General features: G+C 64.0%; 20 protein-coding genes. 10 read left to right on the plus strand and 10 right to left on the minus strand.

Annotated features, from left to right (window positions below):
- The first annotated feature begins 46 nt into the window (after window positions 1-46).
- On the plus strand, window positions 47-427 hold the full coding sequence (locus tag AB1286_RS06915; protein WP_430362558.1) for a DUF5594 family protein: 381 nt from the start codon (window positions 47-49) through the stop codon (window positions 425-427).
- Window positions 428-537: 110 nt separating this feature from the next.
- Here AB1286_RS06915 and AB1286_RS06920 read toward each other — a convergent pair whose 3' ends face one another.
- Window positions 538-696 carry a hypothetical protein gene (locus AB1286_RS06920; RefSeq protein ID WP_430362559.1) on the minus strand — a complete coding sequence of 53 codons (159 nt, stop codon included), beginning with the start codon at window positions 694-696 and terminating at the stop codon, window positions 538-540.
- Window positions 697-840: 144 nt separating this feature from the next.
- Between AB1286_RS06920 and AB1286_RS06925 the strand changes: the two genes are divergently transcribed.
- The 4 genes from AB1286_RS06925 to AB1286_RS06940 all read left to right on the plus strand — a co-directional run bounded on the left by AB1286_RS06925 (window position 841) and on the right by AB1286_RS06940 (window position 4,700).
- Window positions 841-1,758 carry an NAD(P)-dependent oxidoreductase gene (locus AB1286_RS06925; protein ID WP_430362560.1) on the plus strand — a complete coding sequence of 306 codons (918 nt, stop codon included), beginning with the start codon at window positions 841-843 and terminating at the stop codon, window positions 1,756-1,758.
- A gap of 111 nt (window positions 1,759-1,869) precedes the next feature.
- A complete protein-coding gene (locus AB1286_RS06930) occupies window positions 1,870-2,379 on the plus strand; it encodes a YbhB/YbcL family Raf kinase inhibitor-like protein (protein ID WP_102646397.1) in 510 nt (169 codons plus the stop codon).
- Window positions 2,380-2,545: 166 nt separating this feature from the next.
- A complete protein-coding gene (locus AB1286_RS06935) occupies window positions 2,546-3,913 on the plus strand; it encodes an MFS transporter (RefSeq protein WP_430362561.1) in 1,368 nt (455 codons plus the stop codon).
- Between the two features lie 196 nt (window positions 3,914-4,109).
- Window positions 4,110-4,700 (plus strand): hypothetical protein, encoded by a 591-nt coding sequence (locus AB1286_RS06940; RefSeq protein WP_430362562.1) that lies wholly within the window; start codon window positions 4,110-4,112, stop codon window positions 4,698-4,700.
- Window positions 4,701-4,749: 49 nt separating this feature from the next.
- On the opposite strand, the gene AB1286_RS06945 is transcribed toward AB1286_RS06940, so the two are convergent.
- Complete coding sequence (locus tag AB1286_RS06945; RefSeq protein ID WP_430362563.1) at window positions 4,750-5,106, minus strand: BON domain-containing protein; 357 nt, start codon at window positions 5,104-5,106, stop codon at window positions 4,750-4,752.
- Between the two features lie 311 nt (window positions 5,107-5,417).
- On the opposite strand from AB1286_RS06945, the gene AB1286_RS06950 reads away from it, so the two are divergent.
- Window positions 5,418-6,911 carry an RNA polymerase factor sigma-54 gene (locus AB1286_RS06950; protein WP_430362564.1) on the plus strand — a complete coding sequence of 498 codons (1,494 nt, stop codon included), beginning with the start codon at window positions 5,418-5,420 and terminating at the stop codon, window positions 6,909-6,911.
- A 174-nt stretch (window positions 6,912-7,085) separates the two neighbouring features.
- On the opposite strand, the gene otsA is transcribed toward AB1286_RS06950, so the two are convergent.
- From otsA to AB1286_RS06970, 4 genes are all read right to left on the minus strand, one after another.
- A complete protein-coding gene (otsA, locus tag AB1286_RS06955; protein WP_430362565.1) occupies window positions 7,086-8,507 on the minus strand; it encodes an alpha,alpha-trehalose-phosphate synthase (UDP-forming) in 1,422 nt (473 codons plus the stop codon).
- Between the two features lie 276 nt (window positions 8,508-8,783).
- A complete protein-coding gene (locus AB1286_RS06960) occupies window positions 8,784-9,002 on the minus strand; it encodes a hypothetical protein (RefSeq protein ID WP_430362566.1) in 219 nt (72 codons plus the stop codon).
- A gap of 506 nt (window positions 9,003-9,508) precedes the next feature.
- Window positions 9,509-10,915, minus strand: coding sequence for a sigma-54-dependent transcriptional regulator (locus AB1286_RS06965; protein ID WP_430362567.1), 1,407 nt, complete (start codon window positions 10,913-10,915; stop codon window positions 9,509-9,511).
- A gap of 177 nt (window positions 10,916-11,092) precedes the next feature.
- Window positions 11,093-11,377, minus strand: coding sequence for a hypothetical protein (locus tag AB1286_RS06970; protein WP_430362568.1), 285 nt, complete (start codon window positions 11,375-11,377; stop codon window positions 11,093-11,095).
- Between the two features lie 281 nt (window positions 11,378-11,658).
- Between AB1286_RS06970 and AB1286_RS06975 the strand changes: the two genes are divergently transcribed.
- The gene (locus AB1286_RS06975) at window positions 11,659-12,720 is read left to right on the plus strand and encodes a sigma-54 interaction domain-containing protein (RefSeq protein ID WP_430362569.1); all 1,062 of its coding nucleotides are present in this window, start codon (window positions 11,659-11,661) and stop codon (window positions 12,718-12,720) included.
- A gap of 90 nt (window positions 12,721-12,810) precedes the next feature.
- Here the strand turns inward: AB1286_RS06975 and AB1286_RS06980 are convergent, their stop codons facing one another.
- Both AB1286_RS06980 and AB1286_RS06985 read right to left on the minus strand, forming a co-directional pair.
- Complete coding sequence (locus AB1286_RS06980) at window positions 12,811-14,160, minus strand: AAA-associated domain-containing protein (RefSeq protein ID WP_430362570.1); 1,350 nt, start codon at window positions 14,158-14,160, stop codon at window positions 12,811-12,813.
- Window positions 14,161-14,230: 70 nt separating this feature from the next.
- Window positions 14,231-15,985, minus strand: coding sequence for an ABC transporter permease (locus AB1286_RS06985; RefSeq protein ID WP_430362571.1), 1,755 nt, complete (start codon window positions 15,983-15,985; stop codon window positions 14,231-14,233).
- A gap of 622 nt (window positions 15,986-16,607) precedes the next feature.
- Between AB1286_RS06985 and AB1286_RS06990 the strand changes: the two genes are divergently transcribed.
- Window positions 16,608-16,874 carry a hypothetical protein gene (locus AB1286_RS06990; RefSeq protein ID WP_430362572.1) on the plus strand — a complete coding sequence of 89 codons (267 nt, stop codon included), beginning with the start codon at window positions 16,608-16,610 and terminating at the stop codon, window positions 16,872-16,874.
- 36 nt (window positions 16,875-16,910) lie between these two features.
- Here AB1286_RS06990 and AB1286_RS06995 read toward each other — a convergent pair whose 3' ends face one another.
- Together AB1286_RS06995 and AB1286_RS07000 are read right to left on the minus strand one after the other, a co-directional pair.
- Window positions 16,911-18,227 carry an ATP-binding protein gene (locus AB1286_RS06995; protein ID WP_430362573.1) on the minus strand — a complete coding sequence of 439 codons (1,317 nt, stop codon included), beginning with the start codon at window positions 18,225-18,227 and terminating at the stop codon, window positions 16,911-16,913.
- The gene (locus AB1286_RS07000) at window positions 18,211-18,933 is read right to left on the minus strand and encodes a response regulator (protein ID WP_430362574.1); all 723 of its coding nucleotides are present in this window, start codon (window positions 18,931-18,933) and stop codon (window positions 18,211-18,213) included. Before AB1286_RS07000 ends, AB1286_RS06995 begins: the two co-directional genes overlap by 17 nt.
- Window positions 18,934-19,137: 204 nt before the next feature.
- Between AB1286_RS07000 and AB1286_RS07005 the strand changes: the two genes are divergently transcribed.
- On the plus strand, window positions 19,138-19,761 hold the full coding sequence (locus tag AB1286_RS07005; protein ID WP_430362575.1) for a periplasmic heavy metal sensor: 624 nt from the start codon (window positions 19,138-19,140) through the stop codon (window positions 19,759-19,761).
- 440 nt (window positions 19,762-20,201) lie between these two features.
- Complete coding sequence (locus AB1286_RS07010; protein WP_430362576.1) at window positions 20,202-20,891, plus strand: ABC transporter permease; 690 nt, start codon at window positions 20,202-20,204, stop codon at window positions 20,889-20,891.
- Window positions 20,892-20,912: the final 21 nt, after the last annotated feature.

A 20,912-nucleotide genomic window follows, 5' to 3' on the forward strand; every position in this document is an offset into this window, starting at 1 on the left:
CGGGCTGGTTGCTCCGTGCTAGCATCGCCTGACCACGGAAGCACTCATGAACCCGACGACAGCTCATCAATTCGATACAGAATTCGCGCCTCGCATTGCCCAAGCGATTCAAAACGTCATCGGCCCCGATGCCCACGTGCGGCTCGAACCGTACGCTGGCCCCGAGCGTCCGACGACACTGACGATCACCGCGTCGATCGCCGAACGGGTGCGCGGCGCGCGGCATCCGCTCAATCTGCGGATGACATGGGACGAATGTGAAATCGCCTCGCTAACGGAGCATAACGGCCCGCAACGTTTCGAACATTATCTCGAGGCGCTGCCGCGTAAGTTGGCCGCCTGGCAAGCCGCGCGCGATTTCGACCTGGCCACGCGCTCGCAGGCCGAGCCGTTCGTGCTGTTAGGCAACCTCGATCTGGAAGGCTGACGCATTACCCCCATTGCCCCATTACCCCACTACCCTCGATGCGCGCGGTCCTCCGCGCACGACCACGCCTGCGCCGCCGCTAGGGACGATCGAGTGCGACGTAATGCAGCCTAATGCCGATGGTGAAGCCGATCGAACCAATGGCGTGCCTGGATCCAATGCATCAGATCGGTCACCGGGCGATCGGTGTGGTAACGCGTCGCCACGGCAAGCGCGGCGGCTGTAAGGAACGCGAGTACGAGCACCATTACGATCGACGAATCGGACATGGCGACCTCCTTGTCTTACCCGGCGCGGGAAAAGCTTAAGTCCATTGTAGGCCCGCCACGGGCCATTGCGAATGTGCGCCGCCGTACGGCCCATCGCTGCGATAATCGAGGTCCCCACCCCACCAAAACGCCCAAGGAGCCGCCGTGAGCGAGCCGACTTCCTCCCCTGTCAACGTCATTCGCCGTGTCGCCTTCATCGGGCTCGGCGTCATGGGCTACCCGATGGCCGGCCATTTGGCCAAAGCCGGCTTCGACGTCACCGTCTACAACCGGACCCACGCGAAAGCCGAGCAGTGGGTAGCCGAATACGGCGGGCGGGCGGCCGGCACGCCGCGTGAAGCGGCACAAGGCGCCGAACTCGTACTCGCGTGCGTCGGCAACGACGACGATCTGCGCAGCGTCACACTCGGCGAGCAGGGTGCTTTCGCCGGCATGGCGAGCGGCGCGATTTTCGCGGACCACACCACGGCATCGGCGGGCGTTGCCCGCGAACTCGCGCAAGCGGCGAAGTCGCACGCGGTGCAGTTCATCGACGCGCCCGTCTCGGGCGGCCAAGCCGGCGCCCAAAACGGCAAACTAACTATCATGTGCGGCAGCGACGACGCCCAAGCCTTCGAGCGCGCCGCGGCCGTCCTGCGCCATTACGCCGTGGCGGTGACCTGCCTCGGTCCGGTCGGCGCGGGCCAACTGACAAAGATGGTCAACCAGATCTGCATCGCGGGGCTCGTCCAAGGCCTGTCCGAGGCGATCCATTTCGGCGAGCGCGCCGGGCTCGACATGACGCGGGTGCTGGAGGTCATCGGCAAAGGCGCGGCGGCGAGCTGGCAGATGGACAATCGCGGCAAGACGATGATCGAGAATAAATTCGACTTCGGCTTTGCCGTCGATTGGATGCGCAAGGACCTTGGCTTCTGTCTGGACGAAGCCAAGCGCAGCGGCACGTCTTTGCCCGTGACGGCGCTCGTCGACCAGTTCTACGGCGACGTTCAAGCGCTCGGCGGCAACCGCCTGGATACCTCCAGCCTAATCTGGAGATTGCGCAAGCTGCACGCGCCCCGCTGACGCGGCGCACCGCCGATGCGCGCGCAGGTGCGGTGATAAACTCGGCTCGCGAGCCGCACCGCGATGCATCGTGTCGTACCGCCCACCCCGTTAAGAAGAAGGAGGCATCCGATGGCTGAGTTCAGAATCTGGTCAGACGACTTCCCGAGCAACGGCTTCATGCCCAAAGCTCAGGAGTGCAACGACAAATCGTTCGGCGTCGACGGCGACGGCGGCAACCTCTCGCCCGCGCTGCAATGGGAAGCGCCGCCCGCGGATACGAAGAGTCTCGCGTTGACGGTCTACGACCCCGATGCGCCGACCGGCAGCGGTTTTTGGCACTGGGTCGTCGTCAATATTCCGGCCGACGTGCGCTCGCTGCCGCTCGGCGCCGGCAAGGCGGACGGCAGCCTGCTGCCCGCCGGCGCGATCCAGGTCCGCAACGACTACGGCACGCAGGGCTTCGGCGGCGCCGCGCCGCCGCGCGGCGACAAGCCCCATCGCTATATCTTCCGTCTGCACGCGCTCAAGGTCGATCATCTGCCCATCACGCCGGAAACGACCAACGCCGTGGCCCGCTTCATGACGCATCTGAACGAGCTCGACTCGACCACCTATACCGGGCTCTACGAAATGAAATAGCGACCTCTCGGGTCACCGCCTTGCACGGCGCATGAGGGCATGGTGGTTGCGCAGGCAACCAAAAGTGCCCGCCGCCGCGCAGGCGTGCCCGCAAGCACGCCGAAGGGTTGCGCGCTTAGAATGCGGGGGTACGTCCCCGCAGCCCGCTACCCTGAGTTTCTTCGTGATGGAAGCAGAACAAGGTATTCCCGTTCCCCAGCGCTACTGGGCGATCGTCGTCATCGCGCTGGGCATCACGCTCGCCGTGCTCGACGGCGCCATCGCGAATGTCGCCCTGCCGACTATCGCCCACGACCTGCATGCCAGCGCCGCATCGTCTATTTGGGTTGTCAACGCCTACCAGCTCTCGGTCACGATTTCGCTCTTGCCGCTCGCCTCGCTAGGCGACAGGATCGGCTACCGGCGTATCTATCTCGGCGGACTGGCACTCTTCACCGTCGCCTCGCTCGGCTGCGCGCTGGCCGGATCGCTACCGGCGCTCGCGCTCGTGCGGGTCGTCCAAGGCTTCGGCGCCGCGGGCATCATGAGCGTGAACACCGCGCTCGTGCGAACCATTTACCCGCCCACCCAGCTCGGCCGCGGCGTCGCCATCAATGCGATGGTCGTCGCGATATCGTCGGCCGTCGGACCGACGGCCGCATCCGCCATTCTCTCGGTTGCCGCTTGGCCATGGCTGTTCGCGGTCAACGTGCCGATCGGCATTATCGCCTTCGCGGGGGCATTGCGCGCGCTGCCGACCAACCCGGGACACGACGCGCCTTACGATTACCTGAGCGCGGGGATGAACGCGATCGTGTTCGGGCTCCTGATTTTCACGATCGATGGGCTCGGTCACGGCGAAGCGTCCGGCTGGTTGATCGTGCAAGTGCTGGCCCTACTCGTCGTAGGTTACGTGTTCGTTAGGCGGCAACTCACGCGGCCCGCCCCGCTGCTGCCGATCGACCTTTTGAAGATCCCCGTCTTCGCGCTCTCGATCGCTACCTCCGTTTGCTCGTTCTGCGCCCAAATGCTGGCTTATGTCGCGCTGCCGTTCTTCTTTCAGAACGTCTTGGGCTTCGATCAAGTGCGCACGGGCTTGTTGATCACACCTTGGCCGTTCGTCATCATTTTCGCCGCGCCGATCGCCGGTGTGCTCTCCGACCGCTATTCGGCAGGGTTGCTCGGCGGCGTCGGTCTGCTCGCGCTGACGATCGGACTCACGCTGCTCGCGACGATGGGGGCGCATCCGAGCGAGTTTTCCATTATTTGGCGCATGGCCCTATGCGGCGCGGGCTTCGGGATGTTTCAGTCGCCCAACAATCGGCAAATGCTTTCATCGGCACCTCGCGAGCGCAGTGGGGGCGCGAGCGGTATGCTGGGCACAGCGCGCCTAACGGGGCAGACGATCGGCGCGGCCCTCGTCGCGCTGATTTTCGGCGTCTCGCCTCAACATGGGCCGGTGATCGCTTTGACCCTCGCGGCCACAGTGGCCGGGCTCGCGTCGGTCGTCAGCCTGATGCGCCTGCGTGCGCCGCATACCGTCGCAACAACCTGAGCGACGACGCGATGAGGCCTAGGGACACGAGCGCCCACGCACCCCTCCCGGGATAAACCCGCACGGGGACGCACCTACGCAAAGAATTCGTGTCCAAGCATATGGCCCGGGGCGCGGCTCGCGCCAGCGGCCCTGCCTCCGGTTCTTCGCTTTGCTCATTCGGCATGCCCTTGGGCAACGCCGTCAAGGAGCCGCCATGTCGCTTATCGTCGCTGGACGTTTCACTACGTTCGCCGCGGCACAATCCGCCGCCCGGCAGTTATTCGCGCAAGGCTTCCTGGAAGAAGACGTCAGCCTGTTTTTCGTCAATCCCCGCGGCCAACACGCTCACGCCGCGGCCGACAGCCTGCACTCCGTTACACCGGGAGCCGGGCAAGTCGGGCTCGCGCAGCGTTGGAGCACGGCTGGCGCGGTCGCCGGCGCCGCGCTCGGCGTGGCGATTTGTGCGCCCTTGACGGCCTCGTTCATTGCCGCGGTGACGGCGGCGGGCATCGGCGCCTACGCCGGCGCGTTGCTCGGCGGCCGCTTGCATGCCTATCTCGGCATGTCGCCGACGTTACGCGAGCGCGTCCGCCATGCGGTCCATCACGAGATGCGCGATTCGGGCGTGCTGGTCGCCGTGCATGTGTCGCCCGACAATCAAGCGAAGGCCGCGCACGCGCTAGACGAGGCTGGCGCGCTCGCGATCGAACGCGCCACCGGGCACTGGCAGCAGGGTCGTTGGGCCGACTTCGACCCGACCGTGCCGCCGGTACCGCTCTCCGAATTTGCGCAGCGCCACGCGTAGGCCGCATATAGGCCCAAGTTGGGCGCCGCGCCGCCTGGTGTCGAATGCCTTACTCGGCTTTCACCTTCAGGCGATTCTTGACTTCATGCACGCCGGTGACGCCGGCGGCGACCTGCTCGGCGCGCGTCTTCTCGTCGCTCGTCGGCACCGACCCGGTCAGCCAAACGATACCGCGCCGCGTCTTGACGTGAATGTGCGTGGACTTCACGTCGTTTGCCGTCATCAGCGCAGCCTTCACCTTCGTCGTGACGGTGCCGTCGCTAATGTGCTGCCCTAGCGATTCGGAGCTGCCCGAAGGCGCGGACGCGCTTTCGGTCGACGATGCCGTGGTCTGGGCCGAGACGCCTGCGGCGAGGGAAAGAGACGCAACGACAGCTGCGATTTTGAGTAAAGGGAGCGCTTTCACGTTTTCTCCTGCTCAAAGATGGAAGGAATTGCCGAACCCGGCGTGCGCGATCGGGAAGGGATGCCGCCCTGAGTCTATTGCGCACTCATCATCCGCAAGCATCGTGCCCCGCGCGCCGCCCCATCCATCCGGCGCTTTGTTCGCAGCCGCAGCAAAGCGCGCCGCGCTTTTGCACTGGAGTCTGTAAAAGCTGCCGCGTTCTTCGCGTTGCGGCACGGTTCCTGCGGTAGCTAATCGTCTGCATTGCCCACGTGGCAACACCTGGTATGGCCGTTGCTTTACAGCCAGGACTATTCCACAGGACTTTCGACATGCCACCGACACTCGAGCTACGCAGCAAACAACATGTGGCACTGACGCCGCGCCTGCAACAATCGGTGCGTCTTCTGCAACTGTCGTCGCTGGAATTCCAGCACGAGTTGCGGCAAGCGCTCGACAACAACCCGTTCCTGGAATACGACGACCCGATCGTAGAAGAGTCGGAAAGCCCCGCTAACGGCTCGCACGCAGGCGATGCGAACGACCTTCAGCCCGGCGTCGCGGCCGACGCGCCGCAGACCGTTGAAACGGCCGATCCTTACGATGGACTGGGAAGCGCCGATGCGACGATCACGGCGCCGGCCGACGACCCGATCGGCGATTTCGGCCAAGATTGGAGCACACGAGGCGCCTCGCGCAACAACGGCGACTCCGACGACGTCGACCCGGGCGCTTGGGCGCACGCGCAGCCGACGATGCACGAGCACTTGCACAACCTGCTCCATCTCTATCCGTTGAGCGAACGCGATCGCGCGGCCGCGCAGATCGTCATCGAAGCGCTCGACGACGACGGGTACCTGCGCGAATCGCTCGAAGAGCTCGCCGGCGCATTCGAAGCGGATCCGCCGCTCAGCGAAGAGGAATTGCGCGTCGCGCTGCGGCTCGTGCAAACGCTCGACCGCCCGGGCGTAGGCGCACGCTCGCTCTCCGAATGCTTGAGCCTGCAACTCGACGCGATGCCGCCCGATACCCCCGGGCGTGCCGCCGCGCGTGAAGTCGTCGAACACCATCTCGAGCGGCTTGCCCGGCGCGAGCATGCGGAACTCCAAAAGCAGTTGGGGTGCTCCGCCGAGCAATTGCGCGTGGCGTGTGCGCTCGTGCGACGGCTCGATCCGAAGCCCGGTCAGTTCTATGCGCGCGCCGACGACAATTACGTCATCCCCGACGTCATCGTGCGCCGCGTGAAGGGCCGCTGGGTGGCGACGATCAATCCGGCCGTCCTGCCGCGCGCGCGCATTCATCGCGTCTACGCCGAGTTGTTCGCGCAATCGGGCGGAGCCGGCTCGCCGCTCGGGCAGCAGTTGCAGGAAGCGCGCTGGCTGCTTCGCAACGCCGAGCAGCGCTTCACGACCATTCAACGCGTCGCGCAATGCATCGTCTCGTATCAGAAGGCATTCTTCGATTACGGCGAGATCGCACTCAAACCGCTTGTCCTTAGCAAGCTCGCCGAAGAACTCGGTTTGCACGAATCGACCGTCTCGCGCGCGTCGAGCAACAAGTACATGGCTACGCCGCGCGGCATCTTCGAGTTCCGGCACTTCTTCCCGCGTGAACTCGCGACCGAAACGGGCGGCCGCTGTTCGGCCGCCGCGGTACGTGCGCTCATCAAAGAGATGATCGATCAGGAAGACGCGCGCAACCCGCTGTCGGACGTCGCCCTCGCGAAGATGCTCTCGCAAGAAGGCATGATCGTCGCGCGCCGGACCGTCGCCAAATATCGCAACCTGCTGAAGGTGCCGCCGGCGCAGTTGCGGCGGCAAGCGTAGCGCGCGTTGAAGGCGAGCGAGAACGTCGATTAGGGCTGCTAATCGTCTGTAGTCCTAATTGGCGTTCTCGCGTTCTCAAATGCGCCGACGGAGCAGCTCGATCGTTTTCCGGTTTCAAACAAATAGGGCCGACTAACGAGTCGGCCCTATTCGTGTCGACGACGCGCCGTCGCGCTAAGCGGCGATATCGGCCAGCTTGACGGCCTTGCGCGTGACGGACGCTGCCGTCGTGACATCGCGCAAATCGGCCAGGAACGCATCGCGCCAGGTCGACAGATCGCCCGAGCGCAGTTGCGCCATCATGTCGGCGTGCCGAGCCTTGCGATCCTCGAGCGGCATCGATAGCGCCCGCTCCAGCGCCTCGGCCATCTGCGTCAGATCGAATGGATTGACGATGAGGGCACCGGGCAGTTGCTCGGCCGCGCCCGCGAACTGCGACAGCACGAGTACGCCCGGATCCTCGGGATCTTGCGACGCCACGTACTCCTTGGCCACGAGATTCATGCCGTCGCGCAACGGCGTCACGTAGCCCACTTGCGAGAGACGGAAAAGCGCCATCAAGAGATTGCGCTCGTACTTGCGGTTCAGGTACTGAATCGGCGTCCAATCGAGCTGGGCGAATCGTCCGTTGATGCGGCCCGCTTCGCCTTCGAGCGTCTGGCGAATACGCTGATAGGTCTGCACGTCGGAGCGCGTCGGCGGCGCGATTTGCACGAGCGAGACACGCCCGTGCCAATGCGGCGAGGCGAGAAGCAAGCGCTCGAATGCTTGAAAGCGTTCGACGAGGCCCTTCGAATAATCGAGCCGATCGACGCTCATGATGAGCTTGCGTCCGCGCATCGCGTCGCGCAGCGTACCCACTTGCTTGCGATCCGCGAACTGTTGCGCGGCCTTGGCGATCGCGTCCGGATAGATCCCGATCGGGTAGGCGCCGACCTTCAAGACGCGTCCGAATGCATGAATCATCCCATCGTCGCTCGCCGTGCCGAACCCGCCCCGCTCGATATAGTCGACGAACGACTGGCGATCGGCCTGGGTTTGGAAACCGAGCACGTCGTAGCTGCACATCGCCTTGACGAGTTCTTCGTGCGGCGGCACCGTGCGCAGCATCTCCGGCACCGGAAAAGGAATGTGCAGGAAAAAGCCGATCGGGTTGTTCACCCCCAACTCGCGCAGCGCACGCGCGAACGGCAGAAGGTGATAGTCGTGAACCCAGATAATGTCGTCGGGCTCGAGCATGGCTTTCAACTGCTTCGCCATCGTCGCATTGACCCGCAGATAACCGGCATATTCTTGCCGATCGTAGCGCGACAAGTCGGTGCGATAGTGAAATGTCGGCCATAGGGTCGCGTTCGAAAAACCTCGGTAATATTGGTCGTAATCGCGTCGCGTGAGGCCGACGGTCGCATAAGTGACCTTGCCCTGGTTCTCGATCGTGGGCGGTTGTGATTCACCGATGATCTCGCCACTCCACCCGAACCAGACGCCGCCCGTTTCCTTCAGGGCGTCGAGCACGCCAATCGCCAGCCCCCCCGCTGCGGGGCGGCCCTCTTGCGTCGGCGCGACGCGGTTTGACACCACGATAAGTCTGCTCATTGCGGCTCCACCTCTTCGGTTGGCAGTTCTCGCGCGGCGAACCATCTCGCCGTCGCTCGGCGTGAGATACGCAAGTGCCGTGCCGCAATCCCCATTCGAAGCACGTTTCCGCCATTCGCGCACTCGTCGCGGTAAAGGCGAGCCCCCAATAGGCAATGCGCGCTTGTCGAAACTCGATCAAGCGCGTACGCGTTATCGCACGATACGCAACGTGAAAGCGCGCCCTACGCCGCGCCCACACGCGCACGTGCCGACTTTTTTCCGACAAAGCTACGACTAAGCGTCTTGCTCGGAGCCTAGATCGCGTTGATAGTCGAGCCCCTCGACGCGAGCCCCACCCTGATTGTGCTCGCCGTCCGCGGGCGCGTCAGGCGCGGCGCGGTTCTGGCCGGACGCATCTTCGGAAGACGGCGAGCGAGCGGGAAAACCGCCGCCGTTCTTCGCTTCACGCTTGAGCGCATGGCGCGCAGAGCGCCGCAACGCAGGGTGTCTCATGGATCGGTCTCCAAGAGCAGGCGAATGCCCGCGCAAGCAAAGCAATGTCTTTCAAGTCTAGGATGCCGAACGAGCGAACGCGCGGTAACAATTGCGTCAGATTTGTAACGGGTACCGCCGAACGTCGCTTGCGTCGTCAATGCATGGGCGGCAGATCCGAAGGAATCGGGGGCGGATCGCCGATAGGAGGTTCGCGCGGCTCGGGCGGCTCGCGCTCGGGAACCGGCCCCGGCACCGGTGGCTCTTTCGGCGGCGGCACAGGCGGGTCGGGCTCGGGCGTATGCAAATGTGCTCGCGGTCGTAGCCGCGTGCGGAAACAAGCGGAAATCTGAGCGTATGCGCTACATGATGCGGGCATGGCAAACGTCCCTCGTCGATCGACCCAATGGAGTTAGGACGATAGGCGAGCAAATCCTTTGCCATGCGAACGATCGCGCCGAACGTCGATTACTCCAGGCTACTCGTTAGGCGCGATCGCATGCGCGAGCCGTGACGGCCCGCTTGCTTCAGCGTCCAGCCGTGGCCTCGCCCGGCTCGCCGGCCGCATCGCTTTCGCTCGCGGCCGATTTCGCATCTTCGCCGTATTCGACGAGCCGGTTGTACAACGTCTTCAGGCTAATGCCGAGAATTTCGGCCGCGCGCGTCTTCACGCCGCCGCACTGCTCGAGCGTGGCGAGAATCAATTGACGATCGGCTGTTGCGAGCGACGTGCCGAACGGAATCGTCACCGCAGTGCCCGTAGACGGTTTGGACAGCGAGATCTGCAACGGCACGGCAGCGGTACTGTCTGCGTCGGGCGCGGCCATGATGAACGCGCGCTGCACGTAGTTTTTCAGCTCACGCACGTTACCCGGCCAGGGATACGACAGCATCATGTCTCGCACTGCGGGCGGGAACTGCTTGCGCGAACCGTGACGCTCGTTGAGCTCGTCGAGGAACGCCTGCGCGAGCAGCCAAACGTCATTGCCGCGCTCGCGCAGCGGCGGCAGGCTGATCGGAAACACGTTGAGCCGGTGATAAAGATCGAGCCGCAACTTGCCTTCGAGCACAGCCTCTTCCGGATCGCGGTTCGTCGCCGCGATCACGCGCACGTCCGTCTCGATTTCCTTGGTGGTCCCCACCCGCATGAACATCCCGGTCTCGAGCACCCGCAGGAATTTCACCTGCAACTCGGCCGGCATCTCGGTGATTTCATCGAGGAAAATGGTGCCGCCGCTCGCACGCTCGAAATAGCCCTTGTGCTGACGATCCGCGCCCGTAAACGAGCCGCGTTCATGGCCGAACATCTCCGATTCGATCAGGTTCGGCGAGATGGCGCCGCAATTGACGGCGAGAAACGCGTGCTTGCGCCGCAAGCTCAGTTCGTGGATGGTTTGCGCCGCCACTTCCTTGCCGGTACCCGATTCGCCCACGAGCAGCACGGACGCCGCAGTCGGCGCGACGCGGCCGATCTGGTCGTACACCGATTGCATCGCCGGCGAATTGCCGAGCATCAGGCCGAATCGCCCCATACGGCGTAGCTCGCCGCGCAGCGTGCCAATCTGCGCTTTCAGATCGCCGGCACGCGGCAGGCGATCGAGCACGGCCTTGACGCGCTGCATGTTGATCGGCTTAACGAGATAGTCGGAGGCACCCATTTTGAGCGCCGTCACGGCCGACTCGACCGTCGCATGACCCGTGATGACGATGATTTCGACGCCCGAACGCGGATCGAGGTCTTCGAACAAATCGACGCCGCTGCCGTCCGGCAGTTGCAGATCGGTGAACACGACATCCGGCGTTTGGCGTACGAGCTGAATGCGAGCCTCGCGCAAATCGCCGGCCGTCGCGGTCGTCAAGCCGTCGGCGGCGATGATCGATACGAGCGCTTCGCGGGTTTCGGGGTCGTCGTCGACTATCAGCACATGTGGCATCTGTTTTCGCTGGTCTTTGAATAACGGGTTGGAAACAAAAAAGCGCGAACCGCTCGCGCGGCTCGTTGCGACATTGTGCCTAGACGCAACGAGCCAAGCGAGCGATTCGTCGCACCAATACGAAATCGGCACCGCCCGAGCGGCGGCGCCGAAGGTCGCCCAGCGTACTGACCGGTGTCAGCTATGCCCGTGCGGGAAGATCCATGCGTCGCGCGTGCCCCCGATGCGTCCCATCGCGCCGTGGCCGGCACCGTTGGGCATCACGTCGCGCCCCGGGCCGCTATCGGACATGGCCTGCGTGGCGCTTGTGCCCGCCGCTACCGCACCGCCTTCGCCCTCCCACCGAGTCAACTCGCCTGCGAGCCGCGCTTGCGCCGCTCGATGCTTTTGCGCCCAGCGCAACGCTAACACGCCGCCGACGGCGACGAGTGCACCAAAAATGCCGATTTTAGGACGAGCCATGAGATCCCCCTAGCATTACTCGTTGCATTGACGAATGCGAGGTAAAGCGGCGTTCGCGCACCGCTCGGATCTTATTCCGATCGCTTTACGCGCGCCAAGTTCCGCTTACCGTCGATTTCGGCCAGTCGCAGTTTTCGTGCCTGGGCAAAGCGCAGGACAGGGGTGCGCCAACGTTGCGTTGCATGGTTAAATACTCGTTTGGAACTAGCTACGCGCATTGCCGCCGAAGGATAGGTCGCATACTTTTTTCGGGGCGATGACGCCCCTTGGACTTCAATCACATGCCCGAGTCTACCGATGTTGAAACGCCAGCCGCGGCGCGGGATCAAGACGCAGCGGCGCGATTCGCGAAGACCCTCGCCCGCGATGCGGCAGGGCTCGAATCGTACGGGATGCTGTACGGCTCCTCGCCGTCGATGCTGGAGTTATACGAGCAAATCGAACGCGTCGCGTCGACCGATGCAACCGTGTTGGTCGTCGGCGAGTCCGGCACCGGCAAGGAATTGGTCGCCCGCACGATCCACGACCGCAGTTCGCGCAAGGACGGCCCGTTCGTCGCGGTCAATTGCGGCGCCATCCCCGATAGCCTGATCGAAGCGGAACTGTTCGGCCATGAGCGCGGCAGCTTCACCGGCGCCATTCAGGGTCGCGCCGGCTACTTCGAGCACGCGAACGGCGGCACGCTGTTTCTCGACGAAGTCACCGAGATGATGCCCGTGCGTCAGGTGAAACTGCTGCGCGCGCTCGAAACGGGCACGTTTTACCGCGTCGGCGGGACGGAGTTATTACGCAGCGATGTGCGCGTGATCGCCGCGACGAACCGCGATCCGATGGTGGCCGTGAAGGAAAACGGCCTGCGCGAGGATTTGATGTACCGGCTCGCCGTGTTCCCGTTGCGGGCCCCACCGCTGCGAGAACGCGAAGGCGACCGGGAACTGCTTGCGCAACATTTCCTTGCCGAACTGAACGCCCAAGAAGGAACGAATAAGGCATTCAGTAAACGGGCCAGGGAAACGATGCGCACGTATTCGTGGCCGGGGAACGTGCGGGAGCTGAAGAACAGCGTCTATCGTGCGTTTATCCTCGCGGAGAAGACGGTCGAGATCGAACATCCGCGACTTGCGGCGCGTTCGAAAAAAGCCGTCACGCAAGGCGATGCGATGAGCATTTGGGTGGGCACGCCGCTCGCCGAAGCACAACGTCAGATCATCCTCGGCACGCTCAAGCACTGCGGCGGCGATAAGCGGCGTGCGGCGAAGGCGTTGGGCGTCAGTTTGAAGACGCTCTACAACCGGCTCGGCGCGTACGAAGACGAGGACGACGGTCCTGCGTCGGAAGCATAAATGCAAACGCGCCGCGCGCATCCCATGTGGAGGGACGCACGCGGCGCGCTTCGTATCGATTACCGCCTTCGCGCTTTTTCGGCCTGATTCCTAGGACTCTACGTCCTCGAGGCTAAAAATCTCGGTCTGGTCGTTGTACGAGAAAATCTCGCCGTACCGGCCCCAGTTGATGACGGCATCGAGGGTCTCTTCCGCGGCGCTGTCCGAGAGAAAATCTTCGAGTTCTTGCTCGAAGCGCACGCGCGGCGCGCGATGGCCCGGCCGTTCGTTGAGCACCTTTTTGATCCGAGCGGCAAGCGGCACATGCCGCAGCAGATGCTCGGCGAACATCATCTTGCGCTCTTGCGTGCCGAACTCCGCGAACACGCGCGCGGGCGGCGTCAGAAAAATATCGCCCTCGCGCACGTCGGCGAAACCCAAGTGCTGAAGCACTTCGGCGATCGGGAATAGATCGTCCACCTCGAGATGCAACGAGCGCGCGATTTCCGGCATATCGGCACGGCCGTGGTACGGCGGCGCCGCCAGCGTTTCGATCAAACCGGCCATCAAGTTCGTCGACACGCTCGGCAGCCAACTGCCGAGTTCGAGGCCTTTCTTCGTCGCCTCATCGGTCCGGCGCGCCGTCATCTTCGCGTAGATCTCGTCGACGAGCCGTCGGAAAGCCGGATCGAGCCGGTTGCGCGGATGCGCGAACGGCACTTTGATCTCGGCCAGCACGCGCCCCGGATTCGACGAGAGCACCAGGATCCGGTCGCACATGAACACGGCTTCTTCGATGTTGTGCGTGACGATCAGCACCGACTTGATCGGCATGCGGCGCTGCGTCCAGAGGTCGAGCAAGTCGGTACGCAGCGTTTCCGCCGTCAGCACGTCGAGGGCGGAGAACGGCTCGTCCATCAACAGCAGCGTCGGGTCCACGACGAGCGCGCGCGCGAAACCCACGCGCTGGCGCATACCGCCGGACAGTTCGCGCGGATAGGCGTTCTCGAAGCCGTCGAGGCCGATCAAATCGATTGCGGCCAACGCGCGCTCGCGCCGCTCGCGCGCAGCGACGCCGAGCGCCTCGAGCCCCGCTTCCACGTTTTGCAACACGGTGAGCCACGGAAAGAGCGCGAACGTCTGGAACACCATGGCGACGCCTTCGGCCGGGCCCGAAAGCGGCGCGCCCAAGTAGCTGACTTCGCCGGCGGTCGGCTCGATCAGGCCGGCGATGATCCGCAGGAGCGTCGATTTGCCAGACCCCGAACGACCCAGCAGCCCGACGATCTCACCTTCGCGCAGCGACAGATTGACGTCGTCGAGCACGAGCAATTCGCCTTGCGCCTTGGAAAAACCGCGGCATACGCCCTTCACGTTCAAGACTTCCTCGCCCGTACGCGGGGCTGCTGCGGCGGTGCCCGCGAACGGCGCGGCGCTTAGGTCAGCTTTAGGATTTTGCATTGCGCTTCACTCTTGATTTGAGCACTCGGTCGGCGCGGCCTTCGCGGCCGCGCGCCTTGGACGGTATCGGTCAATCGAGCCGCAGCTTCGATTCCGCATAGGCATAAAGCGGGCGCCACAGCAGCCGGTTGAATAGCGTCACGAACAGCGACATCACGGCGATGCCGAGGATGATCTTGGGGAAATCGCCAGCCGCCGTGTATTGCGCAATATAGGCCCCGAGCCCATGCGCCGCGATTTTCGTATCGCCCCACTGCACGAGTTCCGAGACGATGCTCGCATTCCATGCGCCGCCCGAGGCCGTAATGGCGCCTGTGACGTAGTACGGAAAAATGCCCGGCAACATGGCTTGACGCCACCATTGCCACCCGCGAATCCGGAAATTCGTCGCCGCTTCGCGATAGTCGTTCGGGTAGGCCGTCGTGCCCGCGATGACGTTGAACAGGATATACCACTGCGTCCCGAGCACGATGAGCGGCGACAACCAGATGTCGGCGTTCAGATGGAACCGGACGATGACAATCACGAACACCGGAAATAGCAAGTTCGCCGGGAAGGCCGCGAGGAACTGGGCAATCGGCTGCACTTTCTCGGCGAGGGCCGGCTTCAGACCGATCTTCACCCCGATCGGCACCCACACCAGTGACGAAAGCGCGATCAGCACCACGACCCGCATGAGCGTAAAGAAGCCGAGCACGAAGACATGGCCGACTTCGGCGCCCGTCACGCCCGTGCGCACATAGGCCACGACGCGCCAGGCCACATATAGCGTGCCGGCGAGCACGAGCAGGCCCCATGCGATATCGCCGGCGAGCGAGCGCTTGCGCCCGCTCGCCATGCGCGCGAACGAGACGTTGTCCACGCGCGGCAAGCGCAGCGGCAACCGCGCGAGCTTGGCGAAAATCCATCCGGCCGGCACGAGCAGCAGATGGATCAAGCGCGTGCGACGTACGAGGTCGAGCAGCCACGATTCGGGCGCATCGCCCGAACTCGTCGTTTCCATACGGAACTTATCGGCCCAGGACACCAGCGGACGGAACATCAACTGGTCGTACGCAAGAATGACGACCGCCATCGTGACGATCACCCAGCCGATCGCGACCAGATTCTTTTCGGCGATCGCTTGGGCGAGATAGGCACCGATGCCCGGCAACGTAATCGTGTTGTTGCCCACGGTTATCGCTTCCGAGGCCACGACGAAGAACCAGCTCCCGGACATCGACATCATCATGTTCCAGATCAGCCCCGGCATCGAGAACGGCACCTCGAGCTTCCAGAAGCGCTGCCAGGCCGTCAGATGAAAGCCGCGCGAGACTTCGTCGAGATCGCGCGGCACCGTGCGCAGCGACTGGTAAAAGCTAAACGTCATGTTCCAAGCCTGGGCCGTGAAGATCGCGAAAATGGCCGCGAATTCGGCGCCGAGCACGCGCGCCGGGAATAGCGCGAGAAAGAACGTGACGGTAAACGAGATATAGCCGAGCACCGGAACCGACTGCAAGATGTCGAGGATCGGTACGAGCACGATGCCCGCCCGGCGGCTCTTGGCCGCGACGGTTCCGTAGACGAGCGTGAACACGAGCGACGCCACGATCGCGGCCAGCATGCGCAGCGTCGTTCGAAGCGCGTACTCCGGCAACATCGCGGGATTGAGCGAAATCACCTGCGTCTTGAGCGTCGAGATCGGCGCCATCGTCTGGTGAAAGCCGATCGCCGCCATGGCAATTACACAGATGATGAGCGGAAATGCGACGAAATCCCAGCGATTGGGGGCTAAACGCCACGCAGATGCATTGGCGGTGCGGTTCAGGTTGAAACCGAAATCCATTAAGCCCCCTTCAAGCCGCGCGGCGAGCGGCAAACACGCGCGGACAGGCCGAGCGGGCGAACGCATGCCGCCGGCGAACTGGCGCGCAAGCATGTGCGCGGGGCGGCGCAGCGATCCGAGACACGAAATACAGGCATGACGAGCGTATGGTTGCGGTGATGCGTTTTGAGCGCGAATCGTTGATTGTTGAGCCGTCCGTTCTAGCTGCCGGCCCTTGCCGCCTTTTCGACGGCACGACACTACTACAACCTTTGTTTCAGGCACAACCGCGCGGGCCACAAAAATCTCGCCTCTTGGCCCGATGCGTGCGACGAAAGCGAGCGCAGGACGGCTCGCCGTGGCCGCGCCGCTTCGGCGCTTGCGATGGCCGCCGAAAATTGCCTCCCGCTGCGGGTCGTTGCCGCAAATGCCTGCGCAAAGCACACGCCGGCGCGTAAAAAATGCCCGGCGTGTCGGCGCGAACGCGAAATTATGCCCCGAAGCGGCGGCGGGCGAAACCCACGGGGGTGGCGAACGGAAGTCGCGCTCGCCTCGAAATCGGCGAACGAACGGCACTTGGACGAGAGCGGGTATGATCGATCTCTCGTGGCGAATGAACCTACCGATCTACCGGGAGATACGCATGAAAGGAAATCTGGTCATCGTCTGTCGCGACCAGGATGCGCACGCATTCGATCAGCTCATGGCCGAATACGGCGCGTTCCAGACCAGGCTGTCGTCCACTTCGTGGTACCTGAAACTCGATACGGAGCCCGAAGAAATCCAGGAGGAGATTCTGGCTCGGCTCGGCAAGTACACCACGCACTACATCTTCGAGGCGAACAGCGTCACCTACAACACGGTGGATAGCGAGGCCGCGGCCGCCCTAGACTCCCTTTTCGCCGAGTAGCCCGCGGGGGCTTCGTTGCGGCGGCCGAAAGCAGCGTTACCAGGCGCTTTCGGACTCCCGGGCAGACCGGGCCGTGGCGGCGAACGGAAACGTCATCGCCACGCGCAAACCGCCCTCCGGGGCATTGCCGATCTCGCATACGCCGCCCTGCCGGCGCACCAGCCGCTCCACGATCGCAAGACCCAGCCCGCTGTGGCCATTGCCGCCGCGCGCCGGATCGAGCCGTACGAAGGGCCGGCTTGCGTTGACGAGATCCAACGGCGCAATGCCGCGACCGTGGTCGCTGACGGAAAGCTCCCAGCCCGCTTGCGTGCGCGCCGTCGCCACGACCACGGGCGGCGCGCCGTAGGCATGGGCGTTATCGAGCAGGTTCGATAAGATCCGTTCGAGTGTGGCCGTCGGCAGCCGGAAACCGGCGCCGGTCGCCAATTCGGTGCGTACGGGGGGACTGCCCGGCGCAACGGCGCGATAAGTCCGAGCGATCCGCGCGCATTGTTCGTCCACGACCACGGGTTCGCTACGGTCCGAGCCGTCGTGCGCGAATACGAGGAACTGGTCGACGATGTGGGCCAGTGCATCCACGTCGCGAACGACGCCATCGCGTAGCTTGGCTTCCTCCATCATCTCGGCGCGCAGGCGCAGCCGCGCAAGCGGCGTCTTCAAATCGTGGGCCACCCCGGCCAGCATGACCGCGCGGTCCTGCTCGGTACGCGACACCTCGCGCACCATTTGATTGAAACCGTGCGTGAGCGCACGCAGCTCGCGCGGACCGCGCTCGGCGAGCGGCGGTACGCTCTGCCCTCGCCCGAAACGTACGACGGCTTGGGCGAGCGCGCTGATAGGCTGCTGGAGGCGCCACGCGACGAACAGCGCGCACATCACGGCAATGCTGAAGATGACTGCAAGCCATTCCAGCATTTGATCGCGCGGCCGCGGCGGATGCAGCGACGTCATCGGTAAGACGATCCAGTTCTCGTCGGTCGCCTCGTGGACCCAAAGCGTCGGCGGGCGGGCCGGCGGCCCAATACGCACGAGCGAGCCCGGCGGCAGACGGTCGCGAATTTCCTCGAGAAAGCGCCTCAGCGGCGGGGGCAGGTCTTGCTTGGCGGGCGGCACCTCGGGGCTAGCCGGATCGACGAGCCGGACGCGAGAAGGCAGCGGGACCGAGGGCGATCGGGCCACGTGCTGGCGCACGGCATCGATCAGAAAGGTCTCTTCCTCGACCGCGTAGCGTGCCTGCGACTGGCTGCGCTCGACACGAATGAGCACGAACCAAGCGAAGTGAGAAATCAGCAGAACGGCGACGACGAGCAGTGCAAGCCGGCCGAACAGCGAGTCAATTGGGCGCCGCATTCGGTTCGCCGTTAGGGACGAAGACATAGCCCCGGCCGCGTACGGTTTGGATAAAACGCGGCGTAGAAGGGTCAGATTCCAAGATGCGGCGCAACCGCCAGACTTGAACGTCGATACCGCGGTCGGTGCCGTCGTACTCCGGCCCATGCAGCAGTTCCAGCAATCGCTCGCGCGTGAGCGTACGCATCGGATGGTTCACGAAAATCTTCAGCAACGCGAATTCGCTACCGGAAAGCGTCAGCGGACGCCCCTCGAGATTGAGCGCGCGCGCCTGAAAGTCAAGTTGGAAGCGGCCGAATGCGAACGGCTCCCGCTGCTCGGGCGCCGCCGACGGAATCGTCCGGCGCCGGCGCAGCACGGCTTGGACGCGCGCGAGCAGTTCGCGCGGATTGAAGGGCTTGCCGAGGTAATCGTCGGCGCCGAGCTCGAGCCCGACGATGCGGTCGACATCGTCCGCGCGCGCCGTCAGCATGATCACGGGAATGTCGTCGCCCGTCGCCCGCAGCTTGCGCAGCGCCGTCAGACCGTCGACGCCGGGCATCATCAGATCGAGCACGATGAGATCGGGGCGTTCGCGTTCAAGCCGGCGCTCGAGTGAGACGGCGTCGTGCAGCACCGACACCTCGATGCCTTGACGGACCAAGTAGTCGCGCAGGAGATCGCGCAGTTCGGCGTCGTCGTCGACGACCAGGATTTGAGTAGCCATGCCGTGAAGTTTAACGCGAGCTACCCGTGTAAGACCGTCACAAACGACGTAAAGGGTTACCGGGCGTTACCGCGAAACTGGCCCGTAACGACGCGTAATAGGCAGCGCGCGTCGCGTAACACGCCCCCGCTTCGCAGCGCATAGCCTGACGTCACGGAGCTTAAGCCTTACTACGGCTTCTCCTTCATTGTTCAGGAGCATCGAATGAAACGACTCTCGCGCTTGCTGTCCGCTACGGCGCACACGCCCCAAACGAATCCGACTTCCCGCCTCTCGCGGCGCTGGCTCGCCGTGAGCGCCGCCGCGGTCGTACTGGGATTGGGCACCGCTTACGCCGCCGAAAACGCGCCGGGCCCCGCCGGCGATACCGGCGGCTGGCATCACGGCTGGCACGGCCACCATCATGACGACGGCATGATGATCATGAAAGAGCTCGGCAAGCTCCACAACGAACTGAAGCTCACGCTGACGCCCGCCCAAGAGCGGCTATGGCAGAACGCACTGCAAACGATGACGCAAGCGCGCGATGCCGCTCGTACCGAGCACGATGCGGCGCGCAAGCAGTTCGAAGCCATGGCGCAGCAGCCCGTGATCGATCTCGATGCGATGCATAACGCCCATCAAAAGCTCGCGGACGACCAGCGGCAACGGCACGAGCAGGTCACGGCGGCTTGGCTCAAGGTCTACGACAGCTTGAGCGAGCAGCAAAAGAAGGTGGTCAGCGACGACATCAAGCAGCACCTCGCCCGCATGGCGCATCGCGGCGGATGGATGATGGAGCACGGGCATGACGCAGCCCCGGGTGCCGCGCCCTCGCAAACGCAATAAGTCGACGACGCCCCCGCCCCTACCCCTAGCGTGCGCATTCCCTTCGCGCACGCGTTCCTTCGCCGCGCCCTTTCGGGTCGCGGCTTTTTTTTGCCGTTCCGCGCGGAGGCCAATGCGCTGTCTCGCGGCTTCCGGCTCGGGACGCCGATAGACAGAAACAGAACCCGGGTTCGTCGCAGTAGCGCGGCAGCCCGCTTCAGGTAAAATACCGCGCTTTTCCGGCTGGACGCCCTTTCCCCGGAGCGGCGGTCGTCCCGCCGAGGCGCGTTCGTGCTCGAGCGGCGGCCCAGGCAAGCCATTGCGGCGCCTGGCCCATCGTCGCCCGCCGCGGACGCTCAGGCTGGCCCCAATATTGGCCGCACGCCATTTTTGGCCGCTTAGTATTTCGTTTCGCGGTGCACGCACATTCCCGCGCGCCGTCAAGGACTGCACTTCCAACCATGTTTCTTCAAGGCTACGGCCCGCTGATCCTCGCCGGCACTTGGCAGACCGTCAAGCTCTCGCTGCTGTCGCTCGCGCTGGCCTTCGTTCTGGGCCTCGTCGGCGCGGCGGCGAAGCTCTCGAAAAATCCGGTGCCGAGAAGCATCGGCACGGTGTATACGACGCTCGTGCGCGGCGTGCCCGATCTCGTGCTGATGCTGCTGCTGTTCTACAGCATCCAAATCTGGCTCAACAACTTGACCGATCTGGCCGGTTGGGACGAGATCGACATCGACCCGTTCGTGGCCGGCGTCATCGTGCTCGGCTTCATTTACGGGGCCTACTTCACCGAAACGTTCCGCGGCGCATTCCTTTCCGTGCCGCGCGGACAGCTCGAAGCGGGCGCCGCTTACGGCATGACGGGCTGGCAGAGCTTCTCGCGCATCATGTTTCCGCAGATGATGCGTTTCGCGCTACCGGGCATCGGCAACAACTGGCAGGTGATGGTCAAAGCCACGGCGCTCGTCTCGATCATCGGCTTGGCCGACGTCGTCAAGGCCTCGCAGGACGCCGGCAAAGGCACGCTGCGCTTTTTCTTTTTCACGTTGATCGCGGGGGCGATCTATCTCGCGATCACGACGGTTTCGAATCTAGTCCTCCTCTGGCTCGAGAAGCGATATTCGATCGGCGTGCGTAAAGCCGAGCTATAAGATCTGTCTGTCCAAATCCAC

The organism is Trinickia sp. NRRL B-1857, from assembly GCF_050470685.1.
In the GTDB taxonomy this organism is placed as follows: domain Bacteria; phylum Pseudomonadota; class Gammaproteobacteria; order Burkholderiales; family Burkholderiaceae; genus Trinickia.

Coding starts and splice junctions, on each gene's coding strand:
- AB1286_RS06960 (WP_430362566.1), bottom strand. CDS start 9,002: ATGAGACACCCTGCGTTGCGGCGCTCTGCGCGCCATGCGCTCAAGCGT.
- AB1286_RS07000 (WP_430362574.1), bottom strand. CDS start 18,933: ATGGCTACTCAAATCCTGGTCGTCGACGACGACGCCGAACTGCGCGAT.
- AB1286_RS06950 (WP_430362564.1), top strand. CDS start 5,418: ATGCCACCGACACTCGAGCTACGCAGCAAACAACATGTGGCACTGACG.
- AB1286_RS06980 (WP_430362570.1), bottom strand. CDS start 14,160: ATGCAAAATCCTAAAGCTGACCTAAGCGCCGCGCCGTTCGCGGGCACC.
- AB1286_RS06930 (WP_102646397.1), top strand. CDS start 1,870: ATGGCTGAGTTCAGAATCTGGTCAGACGACTTCCCGAGCAACGGCTTC.
- AB1286_RS06915 (WP_430362558.1), top strand. CDS start 47: ATGAACCCGACGACAGCTCATCAATTCGATACAGAATTCGCGCCTCGC.
- AB1286_RS06920 (WP_430362559.1), bottom strand. CDS start 696: ATGTCCGATTCGTCGATCGTAATGGTGCTCGTACTCGCGTTCCTTACA.
- AB1286_RS06935 (WP_430362561.1), top strand. CDS start 2,546: ATGGAAGCAGAACAAGGTATTCCCGTTCCCCAGCGCTACTGGGCGATC.
- AB1286_RS06940 (WP_430362562.1), top strand. CDS start 4,110: ATGTCGCTTATCGTCGCTGGACGTTTCACTACGTTCGCCGCGGCACAA.
- otsA (WP_430362565.1), bottom strand. CDS start 8,507: ATGAGCAGACTTATCGTGGTGTCAAACCGCGTCGCGCCGACGCAAGAG.
- AB1286_RS06985 (WP_430362571.1), bottom strand. CDS start 15,985: ATGGATTTCGGTTTCAACCTGAACCGCACCGCCAATGCATCTGCGTGG.
- AB1286_RS07005 (WP_430362575.1), top strand. CDS start 19,138: ATGAAACGACTCTCGCGCTTGCTGTCCGCTACGGCGCACACGCCCCAA.
- AB1286_RS07010 (WP_430362576.1), top strand. CDS start 20,202: ATGTTTCTTCAAGGCTACGGCCCGCTGATCCTCGCCGGCACTTGGCAG.
- AB1286_RS06975 (WP_430362569.1), top strand. CDS start 11,659: ATGCCCGAGTCTACCGATGTTGAAACGCCAGCCGCGGCGCGGGATCAA.
- AB1286_RS06970 (WP_430362568.1), bottom strand. CDS start 11,377: ATGGCTCGTCCTAAAATCGGCATTTTTGGTGCACTCGTCGCCGTCGGC.
- AB1286_RS06995 (WP_430362573.1), bottom strand. CDS start 18,227: ATGCGGCGCCCAATTGACTCGCTGTTCGGCCGGCTTGCACTGCTCGTC.
- AB1286_RS06990 (WP_430362572.1), top strand. CDS start 16,608: ATGAAAGGAAATCTGGTCATCGTCTGTCGCGACCAGGATGCGCACGCA.
- AB1286_RS06965 (WP_430362567.1), bottom strand. CDS start 10,915: ATGCCACATGTGCTGATAGTCGACGACGACCCCGAAACCCGCGAAGCG.